Origin of the sequence: Paraburkholderia sp. ZP32-5, assembly GCF_021390495.1 — a bacterium.
Classification (GTDB): Bacteria; Pseudomonadota; Gammaproteobacteria; order Burkholderiales; family Burkholderiaceae; genus Paraburkholderia.
In genome coordinates, this window is the sequence record NZ_JAJEJP010000001.1 from 4309836 (window position 1) to 4334666 (window position 24831).

A 24831-nucleotide genomic window follows, 5' to 3' on the forward strand; every position below is an offset into this window, starting at 1 on the left:
CTGATGTTTCGCTGGCAATACGATGCTACGGTTCGGCGACAACGTTCGGCGGAATTTTCAGTAGCGGGCACTTTAACATCTCGCCAGAACCGCTGCTTGCGGCTGCTTCGGCGGGGTGTCGGCGCTGCTCTGTCCGCGCGGCGACTCGTCTGTCCGGGCGCCTTTGCGCTGCGTTTTTGATGTGATCGTTTGCGCGGATTCGGCGTATGCCGTGCCTTGTGCGCTTCGGTGTTTCGTCGGATGTGTCGTCGCGCGCATCAACTGCGACGACTCATTGTTCAGCGCATTGTGACAACCGCAATCATCCGCCGCGTGCCGCGCCCGCGCGATCCGCGATCTCGTTCCACAGATGCATCGCCGCATACGCACGATACGGCCGCCACGCATCGGTGCGGCTGCGCTGTTGCGTGGGCCGCACGAGCAACGGATCACGCGCGGTGATCGACTGCATCAACACGAGGTCCGATGCGGGCCACGCGTCCGGGTCACGCCATGCACGCATCGCGACGTACTCGACGGTCCACGGCCCGATGCCCGCAAGCGCGAGCAACGCGGCGCGCAGACCGGTTGCGTCGATGGTGTCGCTATCGAGCGGCACGTCGCCCGTTGCGACCGCGCGCGCGAAGCCTTGCAACGCGGCTACGCGTTTACCCGGCATGCCGATCTGTGCCAGATCCACTTCGGCAAGTGCCGCGGGCGTCGGAAAACGCCACGCGGTGTTCTCGTGTGGATGTCCGTCGATGCGCTCTCCCGCGCGCTGCACGAGCCGTCCGATGATCGTCGTCGCGGCCTTCACGCTGACCTGCTGCCCGACGATCGCGCGCACCACCAGCTCGAAGCCTGACCACGCGCCCGGCACGCGCAGGCCGGGCACCGCCTCGACGAGCGGCGCGAGCCATGGGTCCACGGCGAGTCCGGCGCCGATCTTCTTCGGATCGGCATGCAGATCGAACATCCTGGAGATCGGTGCGGCGAGTGCATCGGCATGACGGCTCACCGGCCCTTCGATGCTCGCGACGATGCAGCGCTTGCGCGGATGCAGCCGCACGCTCAGCGTGCCGCTGTCGCCGCGCCAGTCGATCGCGCGGCGATACGCGCCGTCTTCGACGGCCTCGACGCCCGGCGTCGCGCGTCCGCTGAAAAAGCGCAGCAGGCGCGGCCAGTCGAACGGTGGTTTGAACGGCAATTCAAGTGTTGCAACGTCGTTAAGCGTGCTCACGCGGCGTGATCCAGTCGGGTGGGGTGATGGGTGGTGTTGGTGCCCGCATCGGCGCGGGATGCCGGCTGGCGCTCCGCTTGACCGGGCGAAACGCTCGACCCGCCACCAGCGTGCTGCGCTTCATTGTCGAGCAACGCGGCTTTGCGCGGCAGTCCCCAGCGATACCCGGCGAGCGCTCCGCCTTTTTGCACGACGCGATGACAGGGAATCGCCAGCGCAACCGGATTCGTCGCGCACGCACTCGCCACCGCGCGCACGGCGCGTGGCGAGCCGACGGCTTCGGCGATCTGCGAATAGCTGCGTGTCTCGCCGTACGGGATGCGCCGCAGTGCATCCCACACGCGCTGCTTGAAAGCGGTCGACGCGATATCGAGCGGCAAATCGAAGTCCTGGCGGGTGCCGCGCAGATACGCGTCGATCTGCGCGACGAACGGTGCGAGTTGGCCGGCGTCCTCGCGCAACTCGGCGTTCGCGAACTCGCCGCGAAGTTCGTCGATCAGCGGTGTCGCCTCGTCGCCGAAACCGATCTTGCAGATGCCTTTGTCGGTGGCGGCAACCAGCACGAAGCCGAGCGAGGTCGGCGCGCTGGCGTAGCGCACGATGAGCCCCGCCCCTTTGCGACGGTACGCGGACGGCGCCATGCCGAGTTCGGCCGGCGCGCTGTCGTACATCCGCGACGGCGAGCCGAAGCCGGCGTCGAGCGTCGCGCGCGTGACGTCGGCGCCGCCCTTCAGCGCGTCGCGCAACGCTGCGCCGCGCTGCGCGGCCTGGTACTGACGCGGCGACACGCCGACCACCCGCTTGAACAGGCGTTGCAGATGAAACGGGCTCACGTGCACGGCGTCGCCCAGTTGAGCGAGCGTCAGACGTTGCTGCGGGTCGGCATCGAGCGCGGCGCATGCGCGATTGACGATGTCCAGCTCGCGCGGCAAGCCGCCAGGCTGGCAGCGCTTGCAGTCGCGAAATCCGGCCGCGCGGGCGGCGTCGGCGTCGGTAAAGAACGCGACGTTCTCGCGGTGTGGCTGGCGCGACGCGCACGACGGCCGGCAGAACACGCCGGTCGTCTTCACGGCGTAGAAGAAGGCGCCGTCGGCCTCGCGGTCGCGGCGCGTGACGGCGTCCCAACGGTCGTCGTCGCTGCCCCAGTAAGCCGCATCGGCGTCGGCGGTGGTAACCGTGGTATGACGGTCGGCGGAATGGCGGGTGATGGCGTTCATGATGATCCTGTGGGCCCCGCATGGACTCGCATGGGGCAAGCAATGTCGATGCTCATCAATGTAGGCCCGATGCCCACACACTACGCCCCGGTTCTTGCTCTGTCATTCCGCCTCGCTTGGCCCTACTCTTCGTGGGGTCAAAACCCGGAAAATCGCGATTCGAGCGACCAAAACCGCCGCGAAAGGCTCGCCGGCCGGGCGTTTTGCCCCAAACTGCGGCAATTTCGCAAGATATCGGGTTTTCCCTTAAAAAGTTATTGCGTCGCACCAAGCCGATGTGTATATTAGGAACTGTCTCCTCCATGTCTCCTCCTGATATGGATTCAGCCCGCTCCACTTGAGCGGGCTTTTTTTTGCCCGCGTTTTGCCGGTTTCCGCCTGGCGGCCCCGGAATCAGTCCTTCCTTTCCCTCCTCCGCGCGCCCTCGCCCTTTCTTCTACACTTGGCTAATCATTGGTTTTCGATTCGGCCAGAGGCGTTCGACATGAAAATCCACATCCGCGAAATTGACCACGTCGTGATTCGGGCGACGAGCGTCGACACGCTCGCGCGCTTTTACTGCGACGTGCTCGGCTGCAGTCTCGAAAAGGAACAACGCGAGCTGGGGCTCACGCAGTTGCGCGCCGGCCGCTCGCTGATCGATCTGCTGCAGGTTGGCGCGAAGATCGATCGTCCGGAAAACGGCGCGCCGGGCACGGGTCGCAATATGGATCACCTGTGTCTGCGCGTCGACTCGTTCGATGCGGACGCGCTCAAGGCGCATCTGAGCGCGCACGGCGCGCGCATCGGCGAACAGGGAGTGCGATATGGCGCCGACGGTTTCGGGCCGTCGCTGTATCTGTTCGACCCCGAGGGCAATATGGTCGAACTGAAGGGGCCCCCGGAGGCGGCGCGGGTCACGTCGCTATAAAGAGAGTCGCAACGCGCCGAAAGTGTTTCAGACCTGAGAATTACGCGACGGCAGGAGCCTTCAACACGGTCCAGTCGATTTTCACCGCATCCGCTTCGGCGCTGCCGAGCCACGCTTCGCCGTCCTGCACCGTGCATTGCAGCCGCATCGTCCGTTCGGCGAGCGAGCCGAGCGATGCCGCGACGTCTTCGCCGAGCGTCCATACCGTCACATTGCGCATGCGCTCGACCTTGTTGCGCACACCCTGCCACCAGATCTCCGAGGTCCGCCCGCCGTACGCGATCACGACCACCTGATTCGAGCGCCCGCTCGCCTTCGCGATGCGCCGCTCGTCGGGCTGACCGACTTCGATCCACGTTTCGATCGCGCCGGTCAGATCCTTCTGCCACAGGTCCGGTTCGTCCACATCCGACAAACCTTTGCAGAACTCGAGCCGTTCCTGCGCGAACAGTGCGAACGCGGCGACGCGGACCATCATCCGTTCGTCGGTTTCAGAGGGGTGACGGGCGATCGTCAGCGAATGGTCGGCGTAATAGTGCCGGTCCATGTCCGCGATCTGCAGTTCCGCCTTGTAAATCGTCGATTTAAGAGCCATTCCGTTGCTGAACCAGACGCTCGCTCCACCGGAGCGAATCGAAAAAGAATCATCGACGGCGCGTTGCCGTTTTCCATGTTTGCTGTACATCGCCTGTCTCCTCCCGCGCCGTCAGCCGGTGCCTTATGACGTGAGAGCAAGCATTTAGCGCGCCACGGCAGACTCGAAGGCCGTGCCGTACACGTCGCGAGCCGCCTCCCGCAACGCGTCGAGCACGACGGCGGCGGCCGGAGACAGCAGATGCGACTGGCGCGTGATGATACCGAATGTATCCATCCTGCACGGTAAATCGATCGGTACACGCTTCAATACGCCGTACTGTTGGTACTGACGCGCCACTTCGTCAGGCAAAACCGCCAACATGTCGCTTTGCAGCAGCAGGCTCGAAATCGCGAGGAAATTGTTGGTATTGACGACGTTCTGCGGCGGATTGAGCCCGATCTGCGAAAACATCAGATCGAAACGATGCCGCAATACGCTGCCCGGCGGATGCAGCACCCAGCTTGCGTTGACAATCCCGCGCAGCGTCAAACCTGTTTCATTTTCGAGCGGATGGCCGGGGCGCGCGACCACGCACAGCGGCTCGTCGGCAAGCGGCTCGTAGTGCACGTCGGTCTTGAACTGGTTCTGCCGCTCCAGCACCCGGCCGATCATGATGTCGAGATCGCCCTCGGCGAGGCGCGGCAGCATCACATCCGAGGTTTCGACCTCGGCCCACACCTGCAACTGCGGATAGCGCTCCTTCACGCTCGCGATCGCGCGCGGCACCATCGTCGCGGCCGCCGCGGCGATCACGCCGATGCGCACCTGCCCGGCGAGCCCCGAGCGCAGCGCCGAGATTTCGTCGTGCGCCTGGCTCAGATTCGACAGCACCATACGCGCGTGACGGATCATCACCTCGCCGTACAACGTGGCGTGCATGCCGTGCGGCGTGCGGTCGAAGAGGCTCACTTCGAGCATGTCCTCCAGCTCCTTCAGAAGCCGCGACGCGGCCGGCTGCGTCATGCCGAGCACGTCGGCGGCACGGCGCACGTTGCCCTCTTCTTCCATCGCCGCGAGCAGCAGCAACTGGCGCGTTTTCAGGCGCGCGCGCACGAACCAGTTCGAATAGCTACGCGTCATCGCGTGGTCTCCATGTCCCGGCGAGCGGCTTGGGCTCGCTCGGTGTTCCCATCAGGCGCCCATGATGCCATACCGAAACTGATATCGGAGAGGCCTAAAAAGGGATTGGAAAGTTATTGGGGCGGCTCATACCATTCGTGGACTTTGTCAATGCCATCCGCTTTGTCCATGTAATGCCTTTCCGTCGATGAACCGCGATCCACTCGTCCCGCTCGTTGCCAGCCCGTTTCGCCATTACATCAATGGCGGATGGGAGACCGGCGCGACCACGGGCGTGTCGGTGAATCCGTCGGACCTCGACGAGCCCGTCGGCGAATACGTGCGGGCCGACGTGCGGCAGACCGACAGCGCGATCGAAGCCGCGCACGCGGCGTTTCGCGACTGGTCGCTGACCTCGGCGCAGCGCCGCGCCGATGCGCTCGACGCAATCGGCACCGAAATGCTCGCGCGCCGCGACGAACTGGCCCGGCTGCTCGCGCGCGAAGTCGGCAAGGTGCTGCCCGAAGCGCTCGCCGAAGCGACGCGCGCCGGCCAGTTGTTCAAGCTGTTCGCGGCCGAGGCGCTGCGCGCGTTCGCCGAGCCGCTTGCATCCGCGCGGGCGGGTGTCGAAATCGACGTGACGCGCGAGCCGCTCGGCGTGGTCGGCATCATCGCGCCGTGGAGCGCGCCGCTCGCGATCGCCGCGGCGAAGATCGGCGCAGCGCTTGCGCACGGCAACTGCGTGGTCTACAAGCCGGCCGAATCGACGCCGGCGTGCGCGGCGGCGCTCGCGTCGATCGTCAGCCGCGCAGGCTTGCCGGCCGGCGTGCTCAACCTCGTGATGGGCAGTGGCCGCAAGATCGGCGCGCGCATCGTCGAGCACCCGCTGGTCGCGGCGGTCAGCTTCACCGGCTCGACCGAAATCGGCACGCGCGTGCTGCAAGTCGCCGCCGCGCGTCAGGCACGCGTGCAACTGGAGATGGGCGGCAAGAATCCGTTCGTCGTGTTGGCCGACGCGGATCTCGATACCGCGGTCGACGCCGCGCTGAGCGGCGCCTACAGCGCGACGGGCCAGCGCTGCACGGCGGCCGCGCGGCTGATCGTCGAACGCGCGGTGTTCGGCCCGTTCGTCGATGCGTTGCAAGCGAAGCTCGCGAAACTGACCGTCGATCACGCGCTGAAGCACGGCACCGATATCGGCCCTGTTGCGAACGCCGCGCAACTCGAACGCAATCTCGACTACGTACGCATCGGCACGCAGGAAGGCGCGCAATTGCTGCACGGTGGTCAACCTCTGGAACGCGCGACGCGCGGCTACTTCTTCGAGCCGGCGCTGTTTCTCGGCGAACCGGAACAGCGGATCGCGCGGGATGAAATCTTCGGCCCGCTCGCGGTGGTATTGCGCGCGGACGACTACGAGCACGCGCTGCATCTCGCGAACGACACCGCCTACGGACTGTGCGCCGGCATCTGCACACGCTCGCTGGAGCGCGCGCGGCATTTCCGCCGTCATGTGCAAAGCGGTCTCGTGACGATCAATCTGCCGACCACGGCCGTCGAGCATCACGGCCCCGGCGGCGGGCGCAAGGCCTCGGCCTACGGCGCAACCGACGCGGCTTTCTGGACCGCCGTGAAAACGGCCTACGTGGCGGGCTGAACGCGATGAGCTTCGCGGCTATCCGCTTCGGCCCAACTGTGCCTGTGAGTTTTACGCCAGGCCTGATCGCAGTTTTCGCGCGCGGCGTGGCGCGCGCTTTACACGACTTCGCGCGGGTTTCCGCGACGGCTCACGCCGCCCGCGCGTTTCCCCGCTGCAATTACACGAAATCAACGCAGCTTTTTTTAAAACCCAGGAGACACAAGATGACCAGCAAGCTTCGCCGTTTGACCCTGACCGCCATCGCCGCCGCGGCGCTGGCCGCGCCGTTCGCCGCGCAACTGTCCGCGCACGCGGATGAACCGCTGAAAGTCGGCTTCCTCGTGAAGATGCCGGAACAGGCGTGGTTCATCAACGAACAGAAGGCCGCGACCGCGCTCGGCAAGAAGGATGGCTTCTCGGTGGTCAACATCGGCACGCCCGACGGCGAAAAAGTGCTGGCCGCGATCGACAACCTCGGCGCGCAAGGCGCGAAGGGCTTCGTGATCTGCGCACCCGACGTGCGTCTCGGACCGGCGATTCAGGCGCGCGCGAAGCGCTACAACATGAAGTTCGTGACCGTCGACGATCAGTTGGTCGACTCGACCGGCAAGCCGCTCGCGAACGTGCCGCACCTGGGCATGTCGGCGTTCAAGATCGGCAACCAGGTGGGCACGGCGATCGCCGACGAAATGAAGCGCCGCGGCTGGAAGCCGGAGGAAGTCGGCGCGCTGCGCATCACCGACTACGAACTGCCGACCGCGAAGCTGCGCACCGACGGCGCGACCGAATCGCTGCTTGCCGGCGGCTTCAAGAAAGAAAACATCTTCGACGCGCCGCAGAAAACGACCGATGACGAAGGCGGTTTCAACGCGGTATCGCCAGTGCTCGCGCAGCATCCGAACATCAAGAAGTGGGTGATCTTCGCGCTGAACGAAGAAAGCGTGCTGGGCGGCGTGCGCGCGACCGAACAGCTGCATATTCCGTCCGCGGACGTGATCGGCGTCGGCATCAACGGTGCGGGCGAAGCGTTCGCCGAGTTCCAGAAGAAGGAACCGACGGGCTTCTACGGCACGATCGCCGTGAGCTCGACGAACCACGGCAAGGACAGCACGGAAAACCTGGTCGAGTGGATCAAGGACGGCAAGCAGCCGCCCGCCGATACGCAGACCACCGGCAAGCTGATGGTGCGTAGCAACTGGCAGGACGTGCGCAAGGAACTCGGTATTTAAGCCGGGATTTCGCGCAGCACATAGCGGGCCGCGGCGCGTTTCACGCGCGTGGCCCGCGCAGGTTCCATCCGTTTGAGGTTTTTCGATGACGTCCTTATCTTCGGCCGCTCCGGCCTCCGCCGAGTCGCCCGGCGGCGCGGTGGCGGCGCCCTCGCCTGCTTCGCTTATGTCGGCCGTTTCCGGTGACGCCCCGTACCTGCAGCTCGACGGCATCACCGTGCGCTTTCCGGGCGTGCTCGCGCTCGATCAGGTGTCGCTCGAAGTGCGGCGCGGCGAAGTGCACGGTCTGATGGGCGAAAACGGCGCCGGCAAATCGACGCTGCTCAAGGTGCTGTCCGGCGTCAATCATCCGGTGGCGGGCACGCTGTCGCTCGACGGCGTTGAGCAGCAATTCACGAGCACGAAGGCGGCAATTGCCGCGGGCATCGCGATCATCTATCAGGAACTGCATCTGGTGCCGGAGTTGACCGTCGCCGAAAACCTGATGCTCGGCGCGCTGCCGAACCGCTTCGGCGTGCTCGACGAAAAGGCACTGGTCGCGCGCGCGATGCGCGAGCTCGAACGGCTCGGCGAAAAGATCGATCCGTCGCAACAGGTCAAGCATTTGTCGATCGGTCAGCGGCAGATGATCGAAATCGGCAAAGCGCTGATGCGCGATGCGCGCGTGATCGCGTTCGACGAGCCGACCAGTTCGTTGTCGTCGCGCGAAACCACGCAACTGTTCCGGATCATCCGCGCGCTGAAGGCCGAAGGCCGCGCAATCATTTACGTCACGCACCGGATGGAAGAGGTGTACGAGCTGTGCGATCGCGTCACGGTGTTTCGCGATGGCCGCCGCATCGATACGTTCGAGGCGGGCGTCGGGCTCGATCGCGATCGGCTGATCAGCTGCATGGTCGGCCGTTCGATTGCCGATGTGTACGGCTATCGCACGCGCGAACTCGGCGACGTGCAACTCGAAGTGAAGGATCTGCTCGGGCCGGGTCTGCGTGAACCGGCCAGCTTCGCGGCGCGCAAGGGCGAGATCGTCGGCTTTTTCGGGCTCGTCGGCGCCGGCCGCTCGGAGCTGATGAAGCTGATCTACGGCGCGGTCAAACCGGCCGCCGGCGAGATCGCGCTGAAGGGCCAGCGCGTGCGATTCGCGACGCCGCGCGACGCGGTGCGCGCGGGCGTCGCGCTGTGTCCCGAGGATCGCAAACAGGAAGGCATCGTGTCGATCGCGTCGGTGTCGGACAACCTGAACATCAGTTGCCGCCGTCACTTCAGCCGCTTCCATGTGCTCAACGGCCGCAAGGAAGCGCAGACCACGCGCGAATTCATCGGCAAGCTCGCGATCAAGACGCGCAACGGCGATACGCCGATCGGCACGCTATCGGGCGGCAATCAGCAGAAGGTGATTCTGTCGCGCTGGCTCGCCGAAGACATCGACGTCTTCCTGATGGACGAACCGACGCGCGGCATCGACGTCGGCGCGCGCAGCGAGATTTACGGGCTGCTGTATGGGCTTGCCGAAGCGGGCCGCACGGTCGTCGTCGTGTCGAGCGATCTCGCCGAGGTGATCGGCGTGACGGATCGGGTGATCGTGATGAAGGAAGGACGCATCGTCGGCGATCTGCCGAAGGCGCAAGCCACGCCCGATGCGCTGATCAAGCTCGCGTTGCCGCGCTGAACCGCCCTGCTTCGCGCCGGCTCGTCCGGTCCGCGAAAGCAGATTGAATTTCGCTGCTGAAGTCTCTTACCGAATACCGCGCTGCTGAAAACGGCATTGAATGGAACAGACACCATGAACACACCTTCAACCGATTCCTCGACCCCAGCGGTCGCCTCCGCCGGCCTCACCGCGCGCGCCGCGCGCAGTTGGGAGCTGATCAACAAATCCGGCATCGTGATGGTGTTCATCATCCTGTTCGCGGTGCTGTCGTTCACAGTCCCCGACTTTCTGAGCACCCGCAATATCCAGGGTTTGCTGCTGTCGGTCACGCTGATCGGTTCGATCTCCGTGACGATGATGTTCGTGCTCGCGCTCGGCGAGGTCGATCTGTCGGTTGCGTCGATCGTCGCGTTTTCGGGCGTGGTCGCCTCCGTGCTGATTACCGCGACGCATAGCGTGATGATCGGTATCGTGGCCGGCGTGCTGGCCGGCGGCGCGGTCGGGCTCGTCAACGGCACGCTGGTCGCGCGCTACAAGATCAATTCGCTGATCGTCACGCTCGCGATGATGGAAGTCGTGCGCGGGCTCGCGTACATCACGTCGAACGGCGACGCGGTGATGATCTCCGAAGAGCGCTTCTTCGATCTCGGCGGCGGTTCGTTTCTCGGTATTTCATATCCGATCTGGAGCAATATCGTCGGCTTCGTATTGTTCGGCTTCCTGCTGAAGAAGACCGTATTCGGCAAGAACGTGCTGGCCGTCGGCGGCAATAGCGAGGCGGCCGTGCTCGCGGGCTTGCCGGTCACGCGTATCAAGATCACCGTGTTCGTGCTGCAAGGGCTCGTGACCGGATTCGCGGGCGTGATGCTCGCGTCGCGCATGAGCCTCGGCGATCCGAAGACTTCGGTTGGGCTCGAACTCGGTGTGATTTCCGCGTGCGTGTTGGGCGGTGTTTCGCTGACAGGTGGTGTCGCGACGATTTCCGGCGTGCTGGTCGGCGTGCTGATCATGGGCTCGGTGCAGGATGCGATGAGCCTGCTGAACGTGCCGACCTTCTATCAGTACCTGATTCGCGGCGGCATTCTGCTGCTCGCGGTGCTGTTCGACCAGTACCGTCGCAGCAAGCGCGTGCACTGACACGTTTTGATTCGAAGGTTGTTCCCTGCGCTTTGCGAGAAGGCGTACTGCCGATGCGGATCGATAAATCCGCATCGGCTTTTTTATTTCTCCGGCGCACGCATGGCCGTGGACCAAAGAAAATAAAAAAAGCGGCATGGCATGCGATGCCAAAGCCGCTTTTAACTCACGCGTTCACGCTTCCGGCTTTTAAAGCCGAAAGTGATACGCATGCAACCGCATCCCGGCGTTTTGCCGGAATGCCGGTGTCGTGCTTATTGCTTGATAAAGCGGTCGTTAGCCCAGAGTCCTTCGGTGTCGCTATTAGCGGCATTCACGAATTCGACGTCATGGCCGACCACGCGCACGACCCGGAAACTCGAGTCCGACGGTGTCGATACGCACTGATATCCGGAGAAGAATTCCTGCATCTGTTGTTGTTCACCGGCTTGCGCGTGATGGTCGGCGGCGTCGAGCTTATCCTTCGACACGCAGCCATACGCGTTGGCCTTGAACTGGATGGTTTGCTGCGGCTTGATCACGACATCCTGTGCCTGAACGCTTGCGGCAGCCAAACCTGCAATGGCGAAAACAACTGCAATTCGAGTTTTCATTTGTTCCTCCGGTGCGGATCAAATAACTCAGGTTAGCTATGTATTTAACTTTAACGGTGGACCCGCATCTTGCACTTTAGAAGAACACGAAGGAACAACAAGCACATTTTGTGTGCGGTCGCAACAGTGGCGAATTGTCGCACTGGCTGTCGCAGTTGATTAAACCTTAGGCAGGTGCCTGAATGCGGCGGAATGAAACAGATAACTAAAAGATCGACGGCGCGCTCGGCTTTAACTGGTAAAGCTCAGCGGTAAATACTCGCGTAAACCAGAATCAGCAATTAAGCGGTTTAATACATTTGAGCGGCGCGCTTTGTGCGTCGCACACAAAGTCACTCGCGCGACAAAAGCTGGAATGCGAAATAACGGTGTAGATGCAGAAAATAAACAGTGCCAGGCGGTCATCGTAGCGTCACGGCGCGGCTAGAAAGCGTGGTGCAACTTCGGTAGTGCAACTTCACCACTGAAGCACATGCAACGCGTCATTGCAAAAAAGCGCAGGAAAAAGGCGAAACCGGCAAAGTGGCGCGGGCAGGTGAGTGCAGGGCGATGCCACGTCGCGTGCTGGGTTATGGCGCGTGCGGACGACTAGCGCGGCACGTTTCGGGAACAGGTGGTGCTCTACAATGAAATCAATCTCCGGCAACTGGAGGCCATCGTGAACGAGCACGTAATACTCGGGATTTTTCTCGTCGTTCCGCTCTTGATCGTCGCGTTTCTTTTCTCTGACGAATTGTGGCAGGAACACCGTCATCTGCATGAAGGACGGCCGTTGCACGCGCGACCCCGGCGCCATAACTGGCGGCATCCGCTGCGCCGATCACGCGATCGTCTTTGACGCGAGCCTTGCCGCGTTCGAGAAAATGCCGCGCAACCCGGCGGCACACTGCTGCCGGATCGCCCAAGAAAAAAGCCTGCCACGATGGGCAGGCTGAAAAAGAGATCCACACTCAATGCCTTGCAGAGCAAGGCAATTAGCAGTCTAGCGACGCGCCGTCCAACAGTGGTTTCAACGGCCTTTACAGATGTTACGGCCGATAACCACATACCGCGGACGACATCACTCACGCATCATTCCGCGACCCATTCAGGCCGCCAGTGCGCGCGAATCCGCTCAGCCAGCGCTTCGAGCGTGTCCGCATCGGCCGGCTCACGCGCATGCATCTTTAGCGGTTGACCTTCCCAGCGCGGCAGCACATGGAAATGCACGTGCGGCACCGTTTGTCCGGCGGCCGCGCCGTTGAATTGTCCGATGAACACGCCGTCGGGGCGCAACGCCGCGCGCACGGCGATCGCGAGCTTTTGCGCCATGCGCATCGACGCGACCAGCGATTCATCCGATAGATCGAAAATCTCCGCGACCGGCTCTTTCGGCACGACGAGCAGATGACCGTCGGCTTGCGGCATCAAGTCCATGAAGGCCAGAGCACGGTCGCTTTCGGCCACTTTGATGCACGGTAATTCGCCGCGCAGAATCTTCGCGAACGGGTTGCTGTCGTTGTAGCTCATCGCGTTTCCTTTCGTCGTTAGGCTGGAGTCGGTTCACCGGTCGATAGCGGCGGCGGGAGTCGATTTCTTCCGCATGGTTTTGCGTATTCTCCGCCCGCGCTCTTACAACTCGCGCGCGGCGCGCCGGATCGCTTGCGGCGGCTGGCCGAACGCGCGCAGAAACGCGCGCCGCATCCGCTCGGTGTCGACGAAGCCAGTATCGGCCGCGACCGTTTCGACCGAATGACGGCCGGTCTCAAGCATCGATCGGGCTGCTTCGACGCGCAGCGCCTCGATCGCGCGGGCCGGCGACTGGCGCGTCTCGTCGCGAAACGCGCGGCTGAACTGGCGCGGGCTCAGATGCGCGACCTCGGCGAGCTGCTCGACCGTCAGCGGCTCGCGCAGATGGCTTTTCGCATACGACAGCGCGGTCTGGATGCGGTCGGATTTCGGCTCCAGATCGAGCATCGCCGAAAACTGCGACTGACCGCCGGTACGCCGGTGATAGACCACCAGCTTCTTTGCGATCGCGCGCGACGCGTCCACGCCGAGATCGTTTTCAACCAGTGCGAGACACAGATCGATGCACGCGGTCATGCCGGCCGACGTCCATACCGAACCGTCGACGATAAAAATGCGGTCGTCGTCGACCCGCGTGCGGGGAAAGCGCCGCTGCAGATCGCCCGCGTGCGCCCAGTGAGTCGTCGCGTGACGGCCATCGAGGATGCCCGCCTCGGCAAGCACGAACGCGCCGGTGCAGATGCTCGCGGTGCGGCGCGACGCGCCGAGCGCGTCGTTCAGGAAAGCGAGCAGGCCCGGCGACGACGGCGCGACTTCCATCGCGCCGGTGACGACCACCGTGTCGTAGGCCGGATCGCCGAACGGCTGCGACGCAACCTCGACGCCCGACGAACTGCGCACCATCCCGCCGTGCTCGGAAATCACGCTCACGTCGTAAGCGGGCTCGCTCAAGTCCTGATTCGCGAGCTCGAAGATCGACACCGCGACCATGTCGAGAATCTGGAAGCCCGGAAATACCACCAAGCCGATACGTTTCATCGCGATGTCCTAAAACGAGGGAAATACGACATTTGAGACATGACAGTACGCCCCTACACTGATCTCGTCAACACAGTCGCATGAGCGCGAAAGCGGGCGGCGGTGAGGTTCACGGATGTTCCCATTCAACGGAAAAAGGGCGAGAGCGCGCTGCGCACGGCCCGCAAGGAGAGTTTCAAATGGCAACGCAAATGGCAACGCAGACCCAGCAGGGCGTACAGAAAGGCAATAACGGCAACAACCCGAGCGAGGGCACGGCGGTCATCACCGGCGCATCGTCGGGCATCGGCGCGGTCTATGCGGACCGCCTCGCGCGGCGCGGCTACGACCTGCTGCTGGTCGCGCGCGACGGCGAGCGTTTGCAGAGCGTCGCCGAGCGCCTGACGCAGCAGACCGGCCGTCACGTGGAAACCGTCAGCGCCGATCTGACCGTCAAGGCCGACGTCCGCCGCATCGAAGAGCGGCTGCGCGCCGATCGCGCGATCACGATGCTGGTCAACAACGCCGGCGTCGGCGCGACGGCTCCGTTGATCGATTCCGATATCGACGCGCTGGAGAAGATGATCGACCTGAACGTGACGTCGCTGACGCGCCTGAGCGCGGCGGTGTTGCCGGGCTTCGTCGAGCGTGGTGCCGGCACGCTGATCAATATTTCGTCGATCGTCGCGCTGTCGCCGGAATTGCTGAACGGCACCTATAGCGGCACCAAGGCGTACGTGCTGAATCTGACGCAGTCGTTGCATCACGAGGTGGGCGGCAAGGGCGTGCGTCTGCAGGCGGTGTTGCCGGGCGCGACCAGTACCGCGTTCTGGGACCGGGCGGGGCTCGCGGTCGAGCATCTGCCGTCGCAGATCGTGATGAGCGCCGAGGACATGGTCGACGCCGCGCTCGCTGGGCTCGACCAGGGCGAGCTGGTCACGATTCCGTCGTTGCCGGATGCCGCCGATTGGGAACGTCTGAATAGCGCGCGTCAGCATCTGCAGCCGAATCTGTCACACAACGTGCCGGCTGCGCGCTACGCGCGAGCGACGGCTTAACGGCTCACCGCGACCTGATTCTTGCCGTCCCGCTTCGCGCGATACAGGCCGACGTCGGCGGCTTCGATCAGCGTCGTCACCGGATCGGACGCGGACGGCACCAGTGTCGCCGCGCCGATGCTGATCGTCACGATGCTGCTCGCCGAGCCCGAATGAGCAATGCCGAGGGCTTCGACCGCCAGGCGGATTTTTTCCGCGAGCAGGCGCAAGCCGCCTGCCGAGGTGCCGGGCAGGACCACCGCGAATTCCTCGCCGCCGAAGCGTGCGGCGAGGTCCGGCGAGCGGCCGAGGCACGCTTCGATCGTGTGCGCGACGCTCCTGAGCACCTCGTCGCCGGCGACATGCCCGTAGGTGTCGTTGTAGGCCTTGAAATTATCGACGTCGATCATCAGGAAGCCGACGCCGGTTTTGTCACGCATCGCGCGGCGCCATTCGGCGGCCAGATACTGGTCGAGGTAGCGCCGGTTCGACAGACCCGTCAGACCGTCCGAATGCGTGAGCCGCTGCAATTCCAGATTGGTCGCGAGCAACTGCTGCTGCGATTGGCGCAACGCGCGATACGCCTCATCGCGTTGCAGCAGGTTCAGATACGAACTCGAGTGGTAGCGGATGCGTGCGATCAGCTCGATACGATCCGGCAGCTTCACCAGGTAATCGTTCGCGCCGGCGGCGAAGGCCGCGCTTTTCACCAGCGGCTCTTCCTTCGTCGATAGCACGATGATCGGGATGTCGCGCGTTGCCGGGTTCTGGCGGTACTGCCGCACCAGCGTCAGGCCGTCGGTGCCCGGCATCACGAGGTCCTGCAGAATCACCGTCGCGCGGGTCTGCTCGGCGCACATCAACGCGTCTTCGGGCGACGCGCAGTAGTGGAAGTCGATGCCCGGCTCGTCGGCCAGCGCCTGGCGCACCGCCTCGGCGATGATCGCCTGGTCGTCGACCAGCAGCACCATGATCGGGCACTCGGCCGCGGGCGGACTGGCGAGGATGCGCGCGAGCGCGTCGATCGCGCGACTGGGCGCATCCTCAGCGGCAAGCGCCTGCGCCTGTGGGTCCGCTGCGTCTGCGAGAGACTGCGTGGCGGCGTTCCGGGGCGGTTCTGGATTGTCCATGTTGTTTAGCCAGAAAGGATGTCGGGAAATTCAGTTGAGCGCTCGGGCTCGGTCACCGTACTTTCGTCGTTTCTTCATCGTTCATCCACCGCGGCCACCAGCGCGGCGGCGATACGCGGCAACGGCAAGATCGCAGCGGCGGCGTCGAGCGCGGCGGCCGCCTTCGGCATCCCATACACCGCGCTGGTCGCCTCGTTCTGCGCGATCGTGTGATAGCCCTTGGTGCGCATCGCCTTCAGGCCGATCGCGCCGTCGCGGCCCATGCCGGTCAGCAGCACGCCGATCGCGCGCGCGGGCCAGCGCGCGACCACGCTGTTGAAGAACACGTCGACGGAGGGGCGGTACGGCGTTTCTTCCGGCACGCGCGTATAGCCGAACACGTTCGGCAATTTCAGATGCAGATGGTCGTTGGTGGCGGCGAGCAGCGCGACGCCGGGCTGCGGCCGGTCGCCTTCACACGCGATGCGCACCGGCAGCGTCGACTGCTGGTTCAGCCATTGCGCCATGCCGGCGGCGAATGCCGCGTCGACGTGCTGCACGATCACGATCGCCGCATTGAAATCGCGCGGCAGTCCGCCGAGCAGTGTCGCGAGCGCGGCCGGCCCGCCCGCCGATGCACCGATCGCGACGAGCGGCATGTCGCCTTGCCGCGCGCGCTCTTTCGTCATCGCGATACCGGCGCTCTGCGCATGGCGTTCCTTGACGAGCGCGGCGATGCTGTCGATTTTCGCGATCAGCGTCGCGACGCTCCTGTGCGCGTCCGCGCCCGACAGCGACGGCGTATCCACCGCGTCGAGCGCGCCGGCGCCCATCGCTTCGTACACGCGCCACGCGTTGCCGCCGACGTCGACGGTGACGATCAGGATCGCGCACGGCGCGCGCGCCATGATGCGGCGCGTTGCCTCGATGCCGTCGACATTCGGCATCACCAGATCCATCAGCACGATGTCGGGCCGCTGCGCGACGCAGAAATCGACCGCCTGCTGGCCGTCCGTCGCAACCCACAGCACTTCGAAATCGGCGCGCGCGTCGAGCGCGCGGCGCAGCGCTTCGACCGCGAGCGGCATGTCGTTGACGATTCCAATTTTCATCCGCTTTACCCGTAGGCCTCGCCGATCAGATCGCGCACCGCGTCGAGCAGTGCTTCGTCATGGAAACTGCCCTTTGCCAGATAGTAGTCCGCGCCTGCGTCGAGACCGGCGCGGCGGTCTTCCTCACGATCCTTGTACGACACGATCATCACCGGCAGCGTCTGCAATTGCGGATCGCGCTTGACCAGCGTCACCAGTTCGATGCCGTCCATGCGCGGCATGTCGATGTCGGTGATCACCAGATCGAAGCTTGCGCCGCGCACCGCGTTCCAGCCGTCCATGCCGTCGACGGCGATCGTCACGTCATAGCCGCGCGTCGCGAGCAGCTTGCGCTCCAGCTCGCGCACGGTCAGCGAATCGTCGACCACCAGTACGCGCCGCGCCGCGCGCTGAGCGGCGCGCGTGCCGCCATGCTGCGCGTGGTTCAGCGTGCCGCCGCTGACCAGACGTTCGACCGAGCGCAGCCAGTCGTCGATGTCGGCGATCAGCACCGGGTCGCCGTTTTCCATCAGCGCGCCGGCCGTGATGTTGCGGATCTTGCCGAGCCGCGCGTCGAGCGGCTGCACGACCAGCATGCGCTCGCCGAGAAAGCGATCGACCACGACGCCATAGGTGCGCGGCCCATCGCCGATCACGACGAGGCAGACCGTGTCGCTGTCGTTCGCGGATGCGGCGGTTTCGAGAATCTGATGCGCGGTGACGACGCCGATGCGCCGCGTGTCGAACGCGATGTGCTGATGACCTTCGAGCAGTTCGATATCGGCGCGGCTCACGTGCAGCGTGCGGTTCACGTGCGCGAGCGGTATCGCGTATGGCTCGCCCGCGACGTCGACGAGCAGGCTGCGGATCACCGACAGCGTCAGCGGCAATTGCATCTGCATGCGCGTGCCGGCGCCCGGCTCGTGGGTGATGCGCACGGTGCCGCGCACGCGCTTGACGACGTCGTGCACGACATCGAGCCCGACGCCGCGGCCGGACATGTCGGTGACCTGATCGCGCAGCGAAAAGCCGGGCAGGAACAGGAATTCGAGCAGTTCGGCTTCGGAGAGTCGCGCGGCGGTTTCCTCGCTGGCGAGCTTCCTGCGCACGATCGACGCGCGCAACGCATCGATATCGATGCCGGCACCATCGTCGGATACGGTGATCTGCAGCGCGCCGGCGGCGTGGCGCGCTTCGAGCGTCAGCGTGCCTTCCTCGGGTTTGCCATGCGCGAGCCGCACGGCCGGCGCCTCGATGCCGTGATCGAGCGCATTGCGCAGCATGTGGCCGAGCGGCGCTTCGAGCAGATCGAGAATGTCGCGGTCCACCTGGGTCGATGCGCCGATCAGTTGCCAGCGCACCTTCTTGCCGAGCGAGCGCGCGACGTCGCGCACCATTCGCGCGAGGCCGCCGGTGCCATCGCCGAATGGGCGCATCCGGCATTGCAGCGCGGCGTCGTACAGCTGTTGCGACAGATGCGTCGAGCGGCGATCGAAGCTCTCCAGTTCGCCGAGGCGCTCGGCGAGCAGTTGCTGCGCTTCGGCCGTGACGCTCCGCAACGCGTCGAGCGCGCTATGGGCGGCCGGATCGAGCGGCAGATCGGCAAGCGTCTCATGCAGTCGATCGAGCGCGCGGGCGCTGTCGCGTTGCACGCGTTTGACGCGCAACATCGATTGCGCGAACGGTTTTAGCCAGCGCGATTCGACCAGCGATTCACCGGACAGCGACAGCAGGCGGTCGAGATTGTCCGCGCGTACGCGGAGCATGCGGTCGGGTTCGGTGGGGGACTGGGCCGATGCGGTTGCGCTTGCAGGTGCCGCTGAGTGCGGAGGCGAGGGCGGTGCGGTTGCGCTTGCGGGTGAAAGTGTGGACGTCGTCGCTGCGGCTTGTGTCGCAGGCGATGAAGCCGCTTCGGCTCGCAGTGCGTTGGCGAGCTGATCGAACGTGGCATCGTGAACCGGGGCCGCCCGGACGTTGGCATGGTCGCGCGTCGGAGCCGCTTCGCGCACGGCGCGAGGCTCGATCGCCGGCACAGACGCTGCACCGCCAGCACCACTGCGATGCGGCGTGACCCCAGCCATATGCGCGTGCAACGCGGCCACGCACTCGCTGACCGCATCGTGCGCGGCGGCGTCCTCATCGTTGCCGATGCGCGCGACGATATCGACGCCGCGCAGCAACGTGTCGATCCACGCGCCGTCGAGCAGCGCGCGGTTTTCCTGCGCGGCGACGAAGCAGTCTTCCATCGCGTGCGCGAGTTCGACGCCGACCTGCACGCCAACGATGCGCGCCGCGCCCTTCAGCGAATGCGCGGCGCGCATGCAGGCTTCGAGCGCGGCGGCATCGGTGGGCGCGCGATCGAGCACGAGCAGGCCATCGTTGAGCACGCGGGCCTGATTGCGCGCTTCTTCGCGGAACAGGTCGATCAGCGACGGGCGGCGCGGGTCGTCGCTCATCCGAGACTCCGGTTCAGCGTGTCGAACAGCGCGTCGGCGTCGAGCAGGCCGACGCTGATGCCGCGCCACGGCGCGACTGCGCGCGTGTGCGCGGCGGCGCCTGGCGACAGCGTCGCGGGCGGCGCATGGAACGCCGACGGCGCGAAGCGCTGCACGCCGTCGACCTGATCGACTGGAAACACCGCATGCTCTTCGTCGCGCGCGACTACCAGCAGACGCGGCAGATCGACGTGCATACGGTCGTCGCGCGCGGTGCTGCTCTCAGGCTCGAAGCCGAGCAGATGCGCAAGCGACAGGCACACGAGCAATTCGCCCTGCACGTTGACGACGCCGAGCACCGCGCGATGCTGCCGATGCGGCAGCGTATGCACGGGCCGCGTTTGCACGATGCGTTTGAAGATTCGCGTGGGCAGCCCGAGCCACTCGCTGCCGATGCGAAAGACGAGGAACGATTCGCTGGCTTGTTGCTGACTTTGCCGTGCTGCGGAGCTATCGAACGGCGTCGATGTTGGTGTTGGCGTGGCCGCGCGCGCATCGTGCCGCGGCAACTCCGCGAGCGGCATCGGCTGATCGAGCAGTTTTGCCGCGGCTGCTTCGAACACCGGGCAGTTCAGACAGCGTACATAGTCGGCCAACCGCTCGCACGACGCGTCGCCGCGCACGCCGATGCGGTTCCAGCAATCGTCGATGCGGATTTCGCCGATCTCACGCACGGGATGCTCCCTGCGCGCGCGACGCGCGTTGCATCAACAGCCGCGCGCCGTCGCGATCGCCTTCGAGTTCGAGTAACGTCGCCAGATGCGCGAGCGCTTCCGCATGCCGCGGATCGAGATAGAGTGCCTTGCGATAGTGGCCGCGCGCGCCGTTGGTGTCGCCGTTTGCATCGGCGAGCACGCCGAGCAGATAGAACGCGTCCGCGTGCGGCGCGTGATGTTCCAGATACGTGTTGATCGCGGCGGCGGCTTGTTCGAGACGGCCGGCATCGGCGAGTTCGCGCGCGTCGCGCAGCGGATTGCTGGCATCTGCGGCGGGGGCGTTGCCTATTGTGTTGCCTGCTGCGTTACCTATTGCGTGGCCGTAGGCGTTGAACGATGTATTGGTCGGCGCGTTGAGCGATGCAATGCGCGGTGCAACGACAGGTGCAACGAGCGGCGCACTGAACGGCGTGCCGCTACGCACACGAAGCGGATCATCGAAGCGCGCATGCGGCGCGTCACCGTTTCGCCACGTTTGCGGCAACGGCGGCATCATCGCGAGCGCGGCAGCAGTGGCGAGCGGCGCGGTACGCCCGGCACTCGTGTGCGCGCTGGCGGCGGGCGCGCGCTGAAACGCGAACGCAAGCGGAATCTTCGCGGACTGCATGCCATGGCGTATCAGCAGCCCGGTTTCGGCCGGCCCGACGAACAGCGTGCCGTGATCGGCGAGCACGCTTTCGAGCGCCTGCAACGCAATCTGCTGCGTATCGCGATCGAAGTAGATCAGCACGTTGCGGCAGAACACGAAGTCGTAGACGCCGAGCGCGGCGGCATCGAGCTGCATCAGGTTCGCTTGCGAGAACCGCACCGTGTCGACGATACGCGGCGCGAGACGCCAGCCGTCTTCGGTGCGGCTGAAGTGCGCGTCGCGAAACCCGAGCGCATTGCCGCGAAACGAATTGCGCCCGTAGTGCGCGCGCTGCGCGAGCGCGAGCGAGCGCTCGTTGATATCCATCGCGTCGATGCGGAATTGCGCGGCGTCGAGGCCCGCGTCGAGCAGGGCCATCGCGATCGTATACGGCTCCTCGCCGGTCGAACACGGCAGACTCAGGATGCGCAGCGGCAACGCGGGGTAATGCGGCTCGGCGCGCGCGTGACGCTCGTTCAGTCGTTCGTGTGCGAGCCGGGCCAGCGCACGGAACGCGTCGGCGTCGCGGAAAAACCAGGTCTCCGGCACGGTCGCCGCTTCGACCAGCGCCTGCAGTAGAGCCGGTGAGCACTGCACCGCGCTCCAGTAGTCGGCCAGCGTCGCGTCGTCGCGCCCGTCCGCGCGCCAGGCGGCCGCATGCTGATCGACCACGCGCTCGATCGTCCGATGACCGAGCGAGCTGGCGTCGAGCCCCATCGTCCGATGCAGCAGCGCGGCGAAGTGGCGATAGAGCGGCGCGTTGTCGTGATGCGCGTTCATGCATGCGCCTCGGGAAAGAGCAGCAGCTGCACGTCGCCGGGCAGCAGTTCTTCGACGCGGATCCACTGCACGAGGCCGCCCGCTTCGCTCGCGACCGGGCCGAGATAGCGCGCATGCGGCATATCGATGCCGGTCGGGTGAAACGCATCGGGTTCCAGCCGGATCGTGCGGGTCGCGCCTTCGAGCAGCAGCGCGAGCAGACGCACACGGCCCGCATGCGGATAGCGCACCAGCACGACGCGCGTCGACATCAGCCGCGCGGCGGGGCGGCCGAGCGCGAGTGCCGGCACATCGATCACCGGCAGCGGCGCGCCGTCATATTCGAGCACGCCCGCGACCCACGACGGCGCGCCGGGGATCGTCTTCGGCGGCGCATGTGGATCGAGCGGCATCATGCGCTCCACCTGCGTCGCGTCGATCACGTAGCGTTCGTTGTCGAGCGTGAAGAGGATGAAGAGCATCGGCGTGGGCACAAACGTGGGTGAGCGAGTGCGGTCGAGGCTGATCGCGCGAGCGGCGTCAGGCCATCACCTTGAAGCGCGACACGCCGGTGCGCAGGCTGTTGGCGACGTGCGTCAGATCGTCGATGGCCTGGGTCGACTGCCGCAACGATTCCGCCGTCTGCTGCGCGGCTTCGGACAGTTGCGTCAACGCCTGGGTGATCTGCTCGGCGCCGGTCGCCTGCGTCTGCATCCCCTCGTTGACCATCGAGAAGCGCGGCGCGAGCTGCTGCACCTGCTCGATGATCTGCGTCAGATGGCCGCCGACGTTCTGCACGTCGTGCATGCCGCGGCGCACTTCCTCGGAGAACTTGTCCATGCCCATCACGCCGGCGGCCACCGCCGACTGGATCTCCTTGACCATCTGTTCGATGTCGTAGGTGGCGACCGCGGTCTGGTCGGCGAGGCGGCGGATTTCGGTGGCGACGACCGCGAAGCCGCGGCCGTATTCGCCGGCTTTTTCCGCTTCGATCGCCGCGTTCAGCGACAGCAGATTGGTCTGATCCGCAACCTTCGTGATCGTCGCGACGACCTGGTTGATGTTGCTCGCCTTCTCGTTGAGGATCGCCAGTTTCGCGTTGACCGAGCCCGCTGCTTCCATCACGTGGCGCATCGTGTCTTCCATGCGCGCGAGGCCCGCATGGCCGGTGCCGGCAAGCGATGCCGACTGGCCCGCTACTTCCGACACCTCGTTCATCGTGCGCAGCAGATCGCGCGAGGTTGCGAAGATCTCGCGCGACGTCGCGCCGATTTCAGTGGTGGTGGCGGCGGTTTCGTTCGCGGTGGCCTGCTGCTCGCGCGAGGTCGCGGCGATTTCAGTGACCGACGTCGTGACCTGTACCGCCGATTTCTGCGCCTGGCCGACCAGCGCGGTCAGCTCGTCGGTCATGCGGTTAAAGCCCGCTTCGAGCGCGCCGATTTCATCCGAGCGCTGCAGTTGCAGACGCTGCGTCAGATCGCCGGTACGCATCACGTCGACCACCTGCAGCACCTTCGCCATCGGCACGGTGACCGCGCGCAGCAGCCAGTAGCCGGCCAGCGCAGCGGCGATCGCGGCGAGCAGCAGCATCACCAGCAGCACGATGCGGGTCGTCTCGACCGACTTGCGGATGCTTTCGGTGGACTGGTCCGCATAGCGTTTGTTGTCCTCGACGAGCTTGCGCACCGCCAGCCGGCCACGTTCCCAGACCGGCGTGAGTTGCGTATTGAAGATGCGCGCGGCGTTGTCCTTCGAGCCCGGCAGGCTGTTGAGCAGCGCGGCCTGCAGCGGTGCGTACTGCGTACCCATCTGACGGAATTCGTTGAAGAGATCGCGATCGGTCGCGCGAAACACCGTCGAGCCGTAGTTGTCGATGAGTTTCTGCAGCGCCTGCTGCGTCTCCTGCAAACGCGCCATGTCGCGCTTGACGGCATCGGCGTCCGCGTCGACGAAGATCAGGCGCTGCGTGATCGAATAGTTTTCGAACCACGCCGCGCGCATTTCGGTCGCGTAGAAGAGGCCAGGCATCGAGTCTTGCTGCTGGCTGTTCGCATCGCTGTCGATGCCGCCGAGCTGTTCGAATGTAACGATCGCCATGGCCAGCATCACGATCAGCACGACCCCGAAGCTGCACAGAATCCGTCGCCGGATGGTCCATTGTTTCACGTGCCCGCCCCCTGCTTTTTGGCTTTGTTCGATCCGTTGTATCAATTGCCGCGAACCGGATCGTTGAATCGGAAGCTCGCTGTTACCCGCACTTCGCTCGCTTTTTTCCGACAATTCATCCGGCGAATTCTACATGGATCACCGCGGGGTTTTGGAATGATCGACGTGTGAAAAAAGCAGATACGCGAATAGCGCGGCGCGCTGCCGGTCGCACGAATGAAGTGCCTGTTACAGAGTTAATGTTCGGTTACCACTTGCAGCATCTATTTCCGTGCGCGCCCCTCACAATCCGTTCCATGCCTGAACGGCGGGAGCTCAACATGAAAAAGATCGCAGTGGCGTTGGTGATGGCGGGTAGTCTGAGCGTGGCGGGGCAAGCGTCCGCGCACGGACATGGTGGCGATGTGGTGGGCGCACTGATCGGCGGCGCGGTGCTCGGCGCGGTCGTGACGTCCGCGTTGAATCCGGCGCCTGTGGTCGCTTATCAGCAGCCGGTTTATGCGCAGCCGGCGTATCAGCCTGCGCCGGTCTATGCGGGGCCGCCGCCCGGATATTGTTATGACCAGTACCAGCGCGCGTATGTCGCGTGCAGTGCGCCGCCGGCAGGGGCGTACGGCTATGCGCCTTCCCAACCTCAGCCGGCGTGGTGATCACGCAGACAAAAAGGCCGTCGCCCGAGCGACGGCCTTTTTGATTTCACGCACCCTCAGTGTTTGTGGTGCAGCCACTCCGCGTAATGCGTGTCGAGCCAGCGCTCGAGCTTAGGCGGCCTGGACGGGTCGTGGCGACGGGACGCCATCCAGATGGCAAAGCCGACCACCAGCATGACGGCGGGCCCCATCAGATAGGCGAGCAGCGATTCAGACATCGGAACCTCCGTATCGGCTTGCATCCATCTCTCAGTGTAGGCGATGGAAGCGGGGTAAGAACGACGATGTGAAACGGTCGTCGGAGGCGTCCACGAGGGATGTAAGGCCGGTTCGGAAACCGGATTGATCTGCCGATTTTTCTTT

At 64.8% G+C, this 24831-nt stretch carries 24 protein-coding genes; 9 read left to right on the forward strand and 15 right to left on the reverse strand.

Going from position 1 to position 24831, the window contains the following annotated elements:
- Window positions 1-301 precede the first annotated feature (301 nt).
- Together L0U82_RS18705 and ada are read right to left on the reverse strand one after the other, a co-directional pair.
- Entirely contained in the window at window positions 302-1219 is a 918-nt protein-coding gene (locus L0U82_RS18705) for a DNA-3-methyladenine glycosylase family protein (protein WP_233833005.1), read from the reverse strand.
- Window positions 1216-2436: a bifunctional DNA-binding transcriptional regulator/O6-methylguanine-DNA methyltransferase Ada gene (ada, locus tag L0U82_RS18710; protein ID WP_233833007.1), complete on the reverse strand. Its 1221-nt coding sequence runs from the start codon at window positions 2434-2436 to the stop codon at window positions 1216-1218. Before ada ends, L0U82_RS18705 begins: the two co-directional genes overlap by 4 nt.
- Before the next feature lie 484 nt (window positions 2437-2920).
- Between ada and L0U82_RS18715 the strand changes: the two genes are divergently transcribed.
- Window positions 2921-3346 carry a VOC family protein gene (locus L0U82_RS18715; protein WP_233833009.1) on the forward strand — a complete coding sequence of 142 codons (426 nt, stop codon included), beginning with the start codon at window positions 2921-2923 and terminating at the stop codon, window positions 3344-3346.
- 40 nt (window positions 3347-3386) lie between these two features.
- Here the strand turns inward: L0U82_RS18715 and L0U82_RS18720 are convergent, their stop codons facing one another.
- Window positions 3387-3941 (reverse strand): YaeQ family protein, encoded by a 555-nt coding sequence (locus tag L0U82_RS18720; RefSeq protein WP_233833011.1) that lies wholly within the window; start codon window positions 3939-3941, stop codon window positions 3387-3389.
- Window positions 3942-4085: 144 nt separating this feature from the next.
- Window positions 4086-5063 carry a LysR family transcriptional regulator gene (locus L0U82_RS18725; RefSeq protein ID WP_233833013.1) on the reverse strand — a complete coding sequence of 326 codons (978 nt, stop codon included), beginning with the start codon at window positions 5061-5063 and terminating at the stop codon, window positions 4086-4088.
- A 187-nt stretch (window positions 5064-5250) separates the two neighbouring features.
- On the opposite strand from L0U82_RS18725, the gene L0U82_RS18730 reads away from it, so the two are divergent.
- The 4 genes from L0U82_RS18730 (at window position 5251) to araH (ending at window position 10698) form a co-directional block, all read left to right on the forward strand.
- Window positions 5251-6699, forward strand: a complete 1449-nt coding sequence (locus tag L0U82_RS18730; protein WP_233833015.1) for an aldehyde dehydrogenase family protein — start codon at window positions 5251-5253, stop codon at window positions 6697-6699.
- A 206-nt stretch (window positions 6700-6905) separates the two neighbouring features.
- Window positions 6906-7910, forward strand: a complete 1005-nt coding sequence (locus L0U82_RS18735) for an arabinose ABC transporter substrate-binding protein (RefSeq protein ID WP_233833017.1) — start codon at window positions 6906-6908, stop codon at window positions 7908-7910.
- An 85-nt stretch (window positions 7911-7995) separates the two neighbouring features.
- On the forward strand, window positions 7996-9579 hold the full coding sequence (araG, locus tag L0U82_RS18740; protein ID WP_233833019.1) for an L-arabinose ABC transporter ATP-binding protein AraG: 1584 nt from the start codon (window positions 7996-7998) through the stop codon (window positions 9577-9579).
- 114 nt (window positions 9580-9693) lie between these two features.
- Window positions 9694-10698, forward strand: a complete 1005-nt coding sequence (gene araH / locus L0U82_RS18745) for an L-arabinose ABC transporter permease AraH (protein ID WP_233833021.1) — start codon at window positions 9694-9696, stop codon at window positions 10696-10698.
- A 254-nt stretch (window positions 10699-10952) separates the two neighbouring features.
- Here araH and sap1 read toward each other — a convergent pair whose 3' ends face one another.
- On the reverse strand, window positions 10953-11291 hold the full coding sequence (gene sap1, locus L0U82_RS18750) for a surface attachment protein Sap1 (RefSeq protein ID WP_233833023.1): 339 nt from the start codon (window positions 11289-11291) through the stop codon (window positions 10953-10955).
- Between the two features lie 658 nt (window positions 11292-11949).
- Between sap1 and L0U82_RS39885 the strand changes: the two genes are divergently transcribed.
- Together L0U82_RS39885 and L0U82_RS18760 are read left to right on the forward strand one after the other, a co-directional pair.
- Window positions 11950-12129 carry a hypothetical protein gene (locus L0U82_RS39885; protein WP_326489747.1) on the forward strand — a complete coding sequence of 60 codons (180 nt, stop codon included), beginning with the start codon at window positions 11950-11952 and terminating at the stop codon, window positions 12127-12129.
- Window positions 12050-12226 carry a hypothetical protein gene (locus L0U82_RS18760; protein WP_233833027.1) on the forward strand — a complete coding sequence of 59 codons (177 nt, stop codon included), beginning with the start codon at window positions 12050-12052 and terminating at the stop codon, window positions 12224-12226. The genes L0U82_RS39885 and L0U82_RS18760 overlap by 80 nt, the downstream gene beginning before the upstream one ends.
- 136 nt (window positions 12227-12362) lie before the next feature.
- Here L0U82_RS18760 and L0U82_RS18765 read toward each other — a convergent pair whose 3' ends face one another.
- Window positions 12363-12800 (reverse strand): HIT family protein, encoded by a 438-nt coding sequence (locus L0U82_RS18765; protein WP_233833029.1) that lies wholly within the window; start codon window positions 12798-12800, stop codon window positions 12363-12365.
- A 102-nt stretch (window positions 12801-12902) separates the two neighbouring features.
- Window positions 12903-13838: a GlxA family transcriptional regulator gene (locus L0U82_RS18770; RefSeq protein WP_233833031.1), complete on the reverse strand. Its 936-nt coding sequence runs from the start codon at window positions 13836-13838 to the stop codon at window positions 12903-12905.
- A 191-nt stretch (window positions 13839-14029) separates the two neighbouring features.
- On the opposite strand from L0U82_RS18770, the gene L0U82_RS18775 reads away from it, so the two are divergent.
- Window positions 14030-14875, forward strand: coding sequence for an SDR family NAD(P)-dependent oxidoreductase (locus L0U82_RS18775; protein ID WP_233833352.1), 846 nt, complete (start codon window positions 14030-14032; stop codon window positions 14873-14875).
- Here L0U82_RS18775 and L0U82_RS18780 read toward each other — a convergent pair.
- The 7 genes from L0U82_RS18780 to L0U82_RS18810 all read right to left on the reverse strand — a co-directional run bounded on the left by L0U82_RS18780 (window position 14872) and on the right by L0U82_RS18810 (window position 23818).
- Window positions 14872-15984 carry a diguanylate cyclase gene (locus tag L0U82_RS18780; RefSeq protein ID WP_326489736.1) on the reverse strand — a complete coding sequence of 371 codons (1113 nt, stop codon included), beginning with the start codon at window positions 15982-15984 and terminating at the stop codon, window positions 14872-14874. The two genes, L0U82_RS18775 and L0U82_RS18780, sit on opposite strands and share 4 nt — an antisense overlap.
- A 74-nt stretch (window positions 15985-16058) precedes the next feature.
- Window positions 16059-17075: a chemotaxis response regulator protein-glutamate methylesterase gene (locus tag L0U82_RS18785; protein ID WP_233833033.1), complete on the reverse strand. Its 1017-nt coding sequence runs from the start codon at window positions 17073-17075 to the stop codon at window positions 16059-16061.
- Window positions 17076-17080: 5 nt separating this feature from the next.
- Entirely contained in the window at window positions 17081-19510 is a 2430-nt protein-coding gene (locus tag L0U82_RS18790; RefSeq protein WP_233833035.1) for a hybrid sensor histidine kinase/response regulator, read from the reverse strand.
- Window positions 19507-20223: a chemotaxis protein CheW gene (locus L0U82_RS18795; RefSeq protein WP_233833037.1), complete on the reverse strand. Its 717-nt coding sequence runs from the start codon at window positions 20221-20223 to the stop codon at window positions 19507-19509. Before L0U82_RS18795 ends, L0U82_RS18790 begins: the two co-directional genes overlap by 4 nt.
- Window positions 20216-21673 carry a CheR family methyltransferase gene (locus tag L0U82_RS18800; protein WP_233833039.1) on the reverse strand — a complete coding sequence of 486 codons (1458 nt, stop codon included), beginning with the start codon at window positions 21671-21673 and terminating at the stop codon, window positions 20216-20218. The genes L0U82_RS18795 and L0U82_RS18800 overlap by 8 nt, the downstream gene beginning before the upstream one ends.
- A complete protein-coding gene (locus tag L0U82_RS18805) occupies window positions 21670-22134 on the reverse strand; it encodes a chemotaxis protein CheW (protein ID WP_233833041.1) in 465 nt (154 codons plus the stop codon). The genes L0U82_RS18800 and L0U82_RS18805 overlap by 4 nt, the downstream gene beginning before the upstream one ends.
- Before the next feature lie 58 nt (window positions 22135-22192).
- Window positions 22193-23818: a methyl-accepting chemotaxis protein gene (locus L0U82_RS18810; RefSeq protein WP_233833043.1), complete on the reverse strand. Its 1626-nt coding sequence runs from the start codon at window positions 23816-23818 to the stop codon at window positions 22193-22195.
- 320 nt (window positions 23819-24138) lie between these two features.
- On the opposite strand from L0U82_RS18810, the gene L0U82_RS18815 reads away from it, so the two are divergent.
- A complete protein-coding gene (locus L0U82_RS18815) occupies window positions 24139-24468 on the forward strand; it encodes an ecotin precursor (RefSeq protein ID WP_233833045.1) in 330 nt (109 codons plus the stop codon).
- Between the two features lie 56 nt (window positions 24469-24524).
- On the opposite strand, the gene L0U82_RS18820 is transcribed toward L0U82_RS18815, so the two are convergent.
- Window positions 24525-24686 carry a hypothetical protein gene (locus L0U82_RS18820; RefSeq protein WP_233833046.1) on the reverse strand — a complete coding sequence of 54 codons (162 nt, stop codon included), beginning with the start codon at window positions 24684-24686 and terminating at the stop codon, window positions 24525-24527.
- Window positions 24687-24831 lie beyond the last annotated feature (145 nt).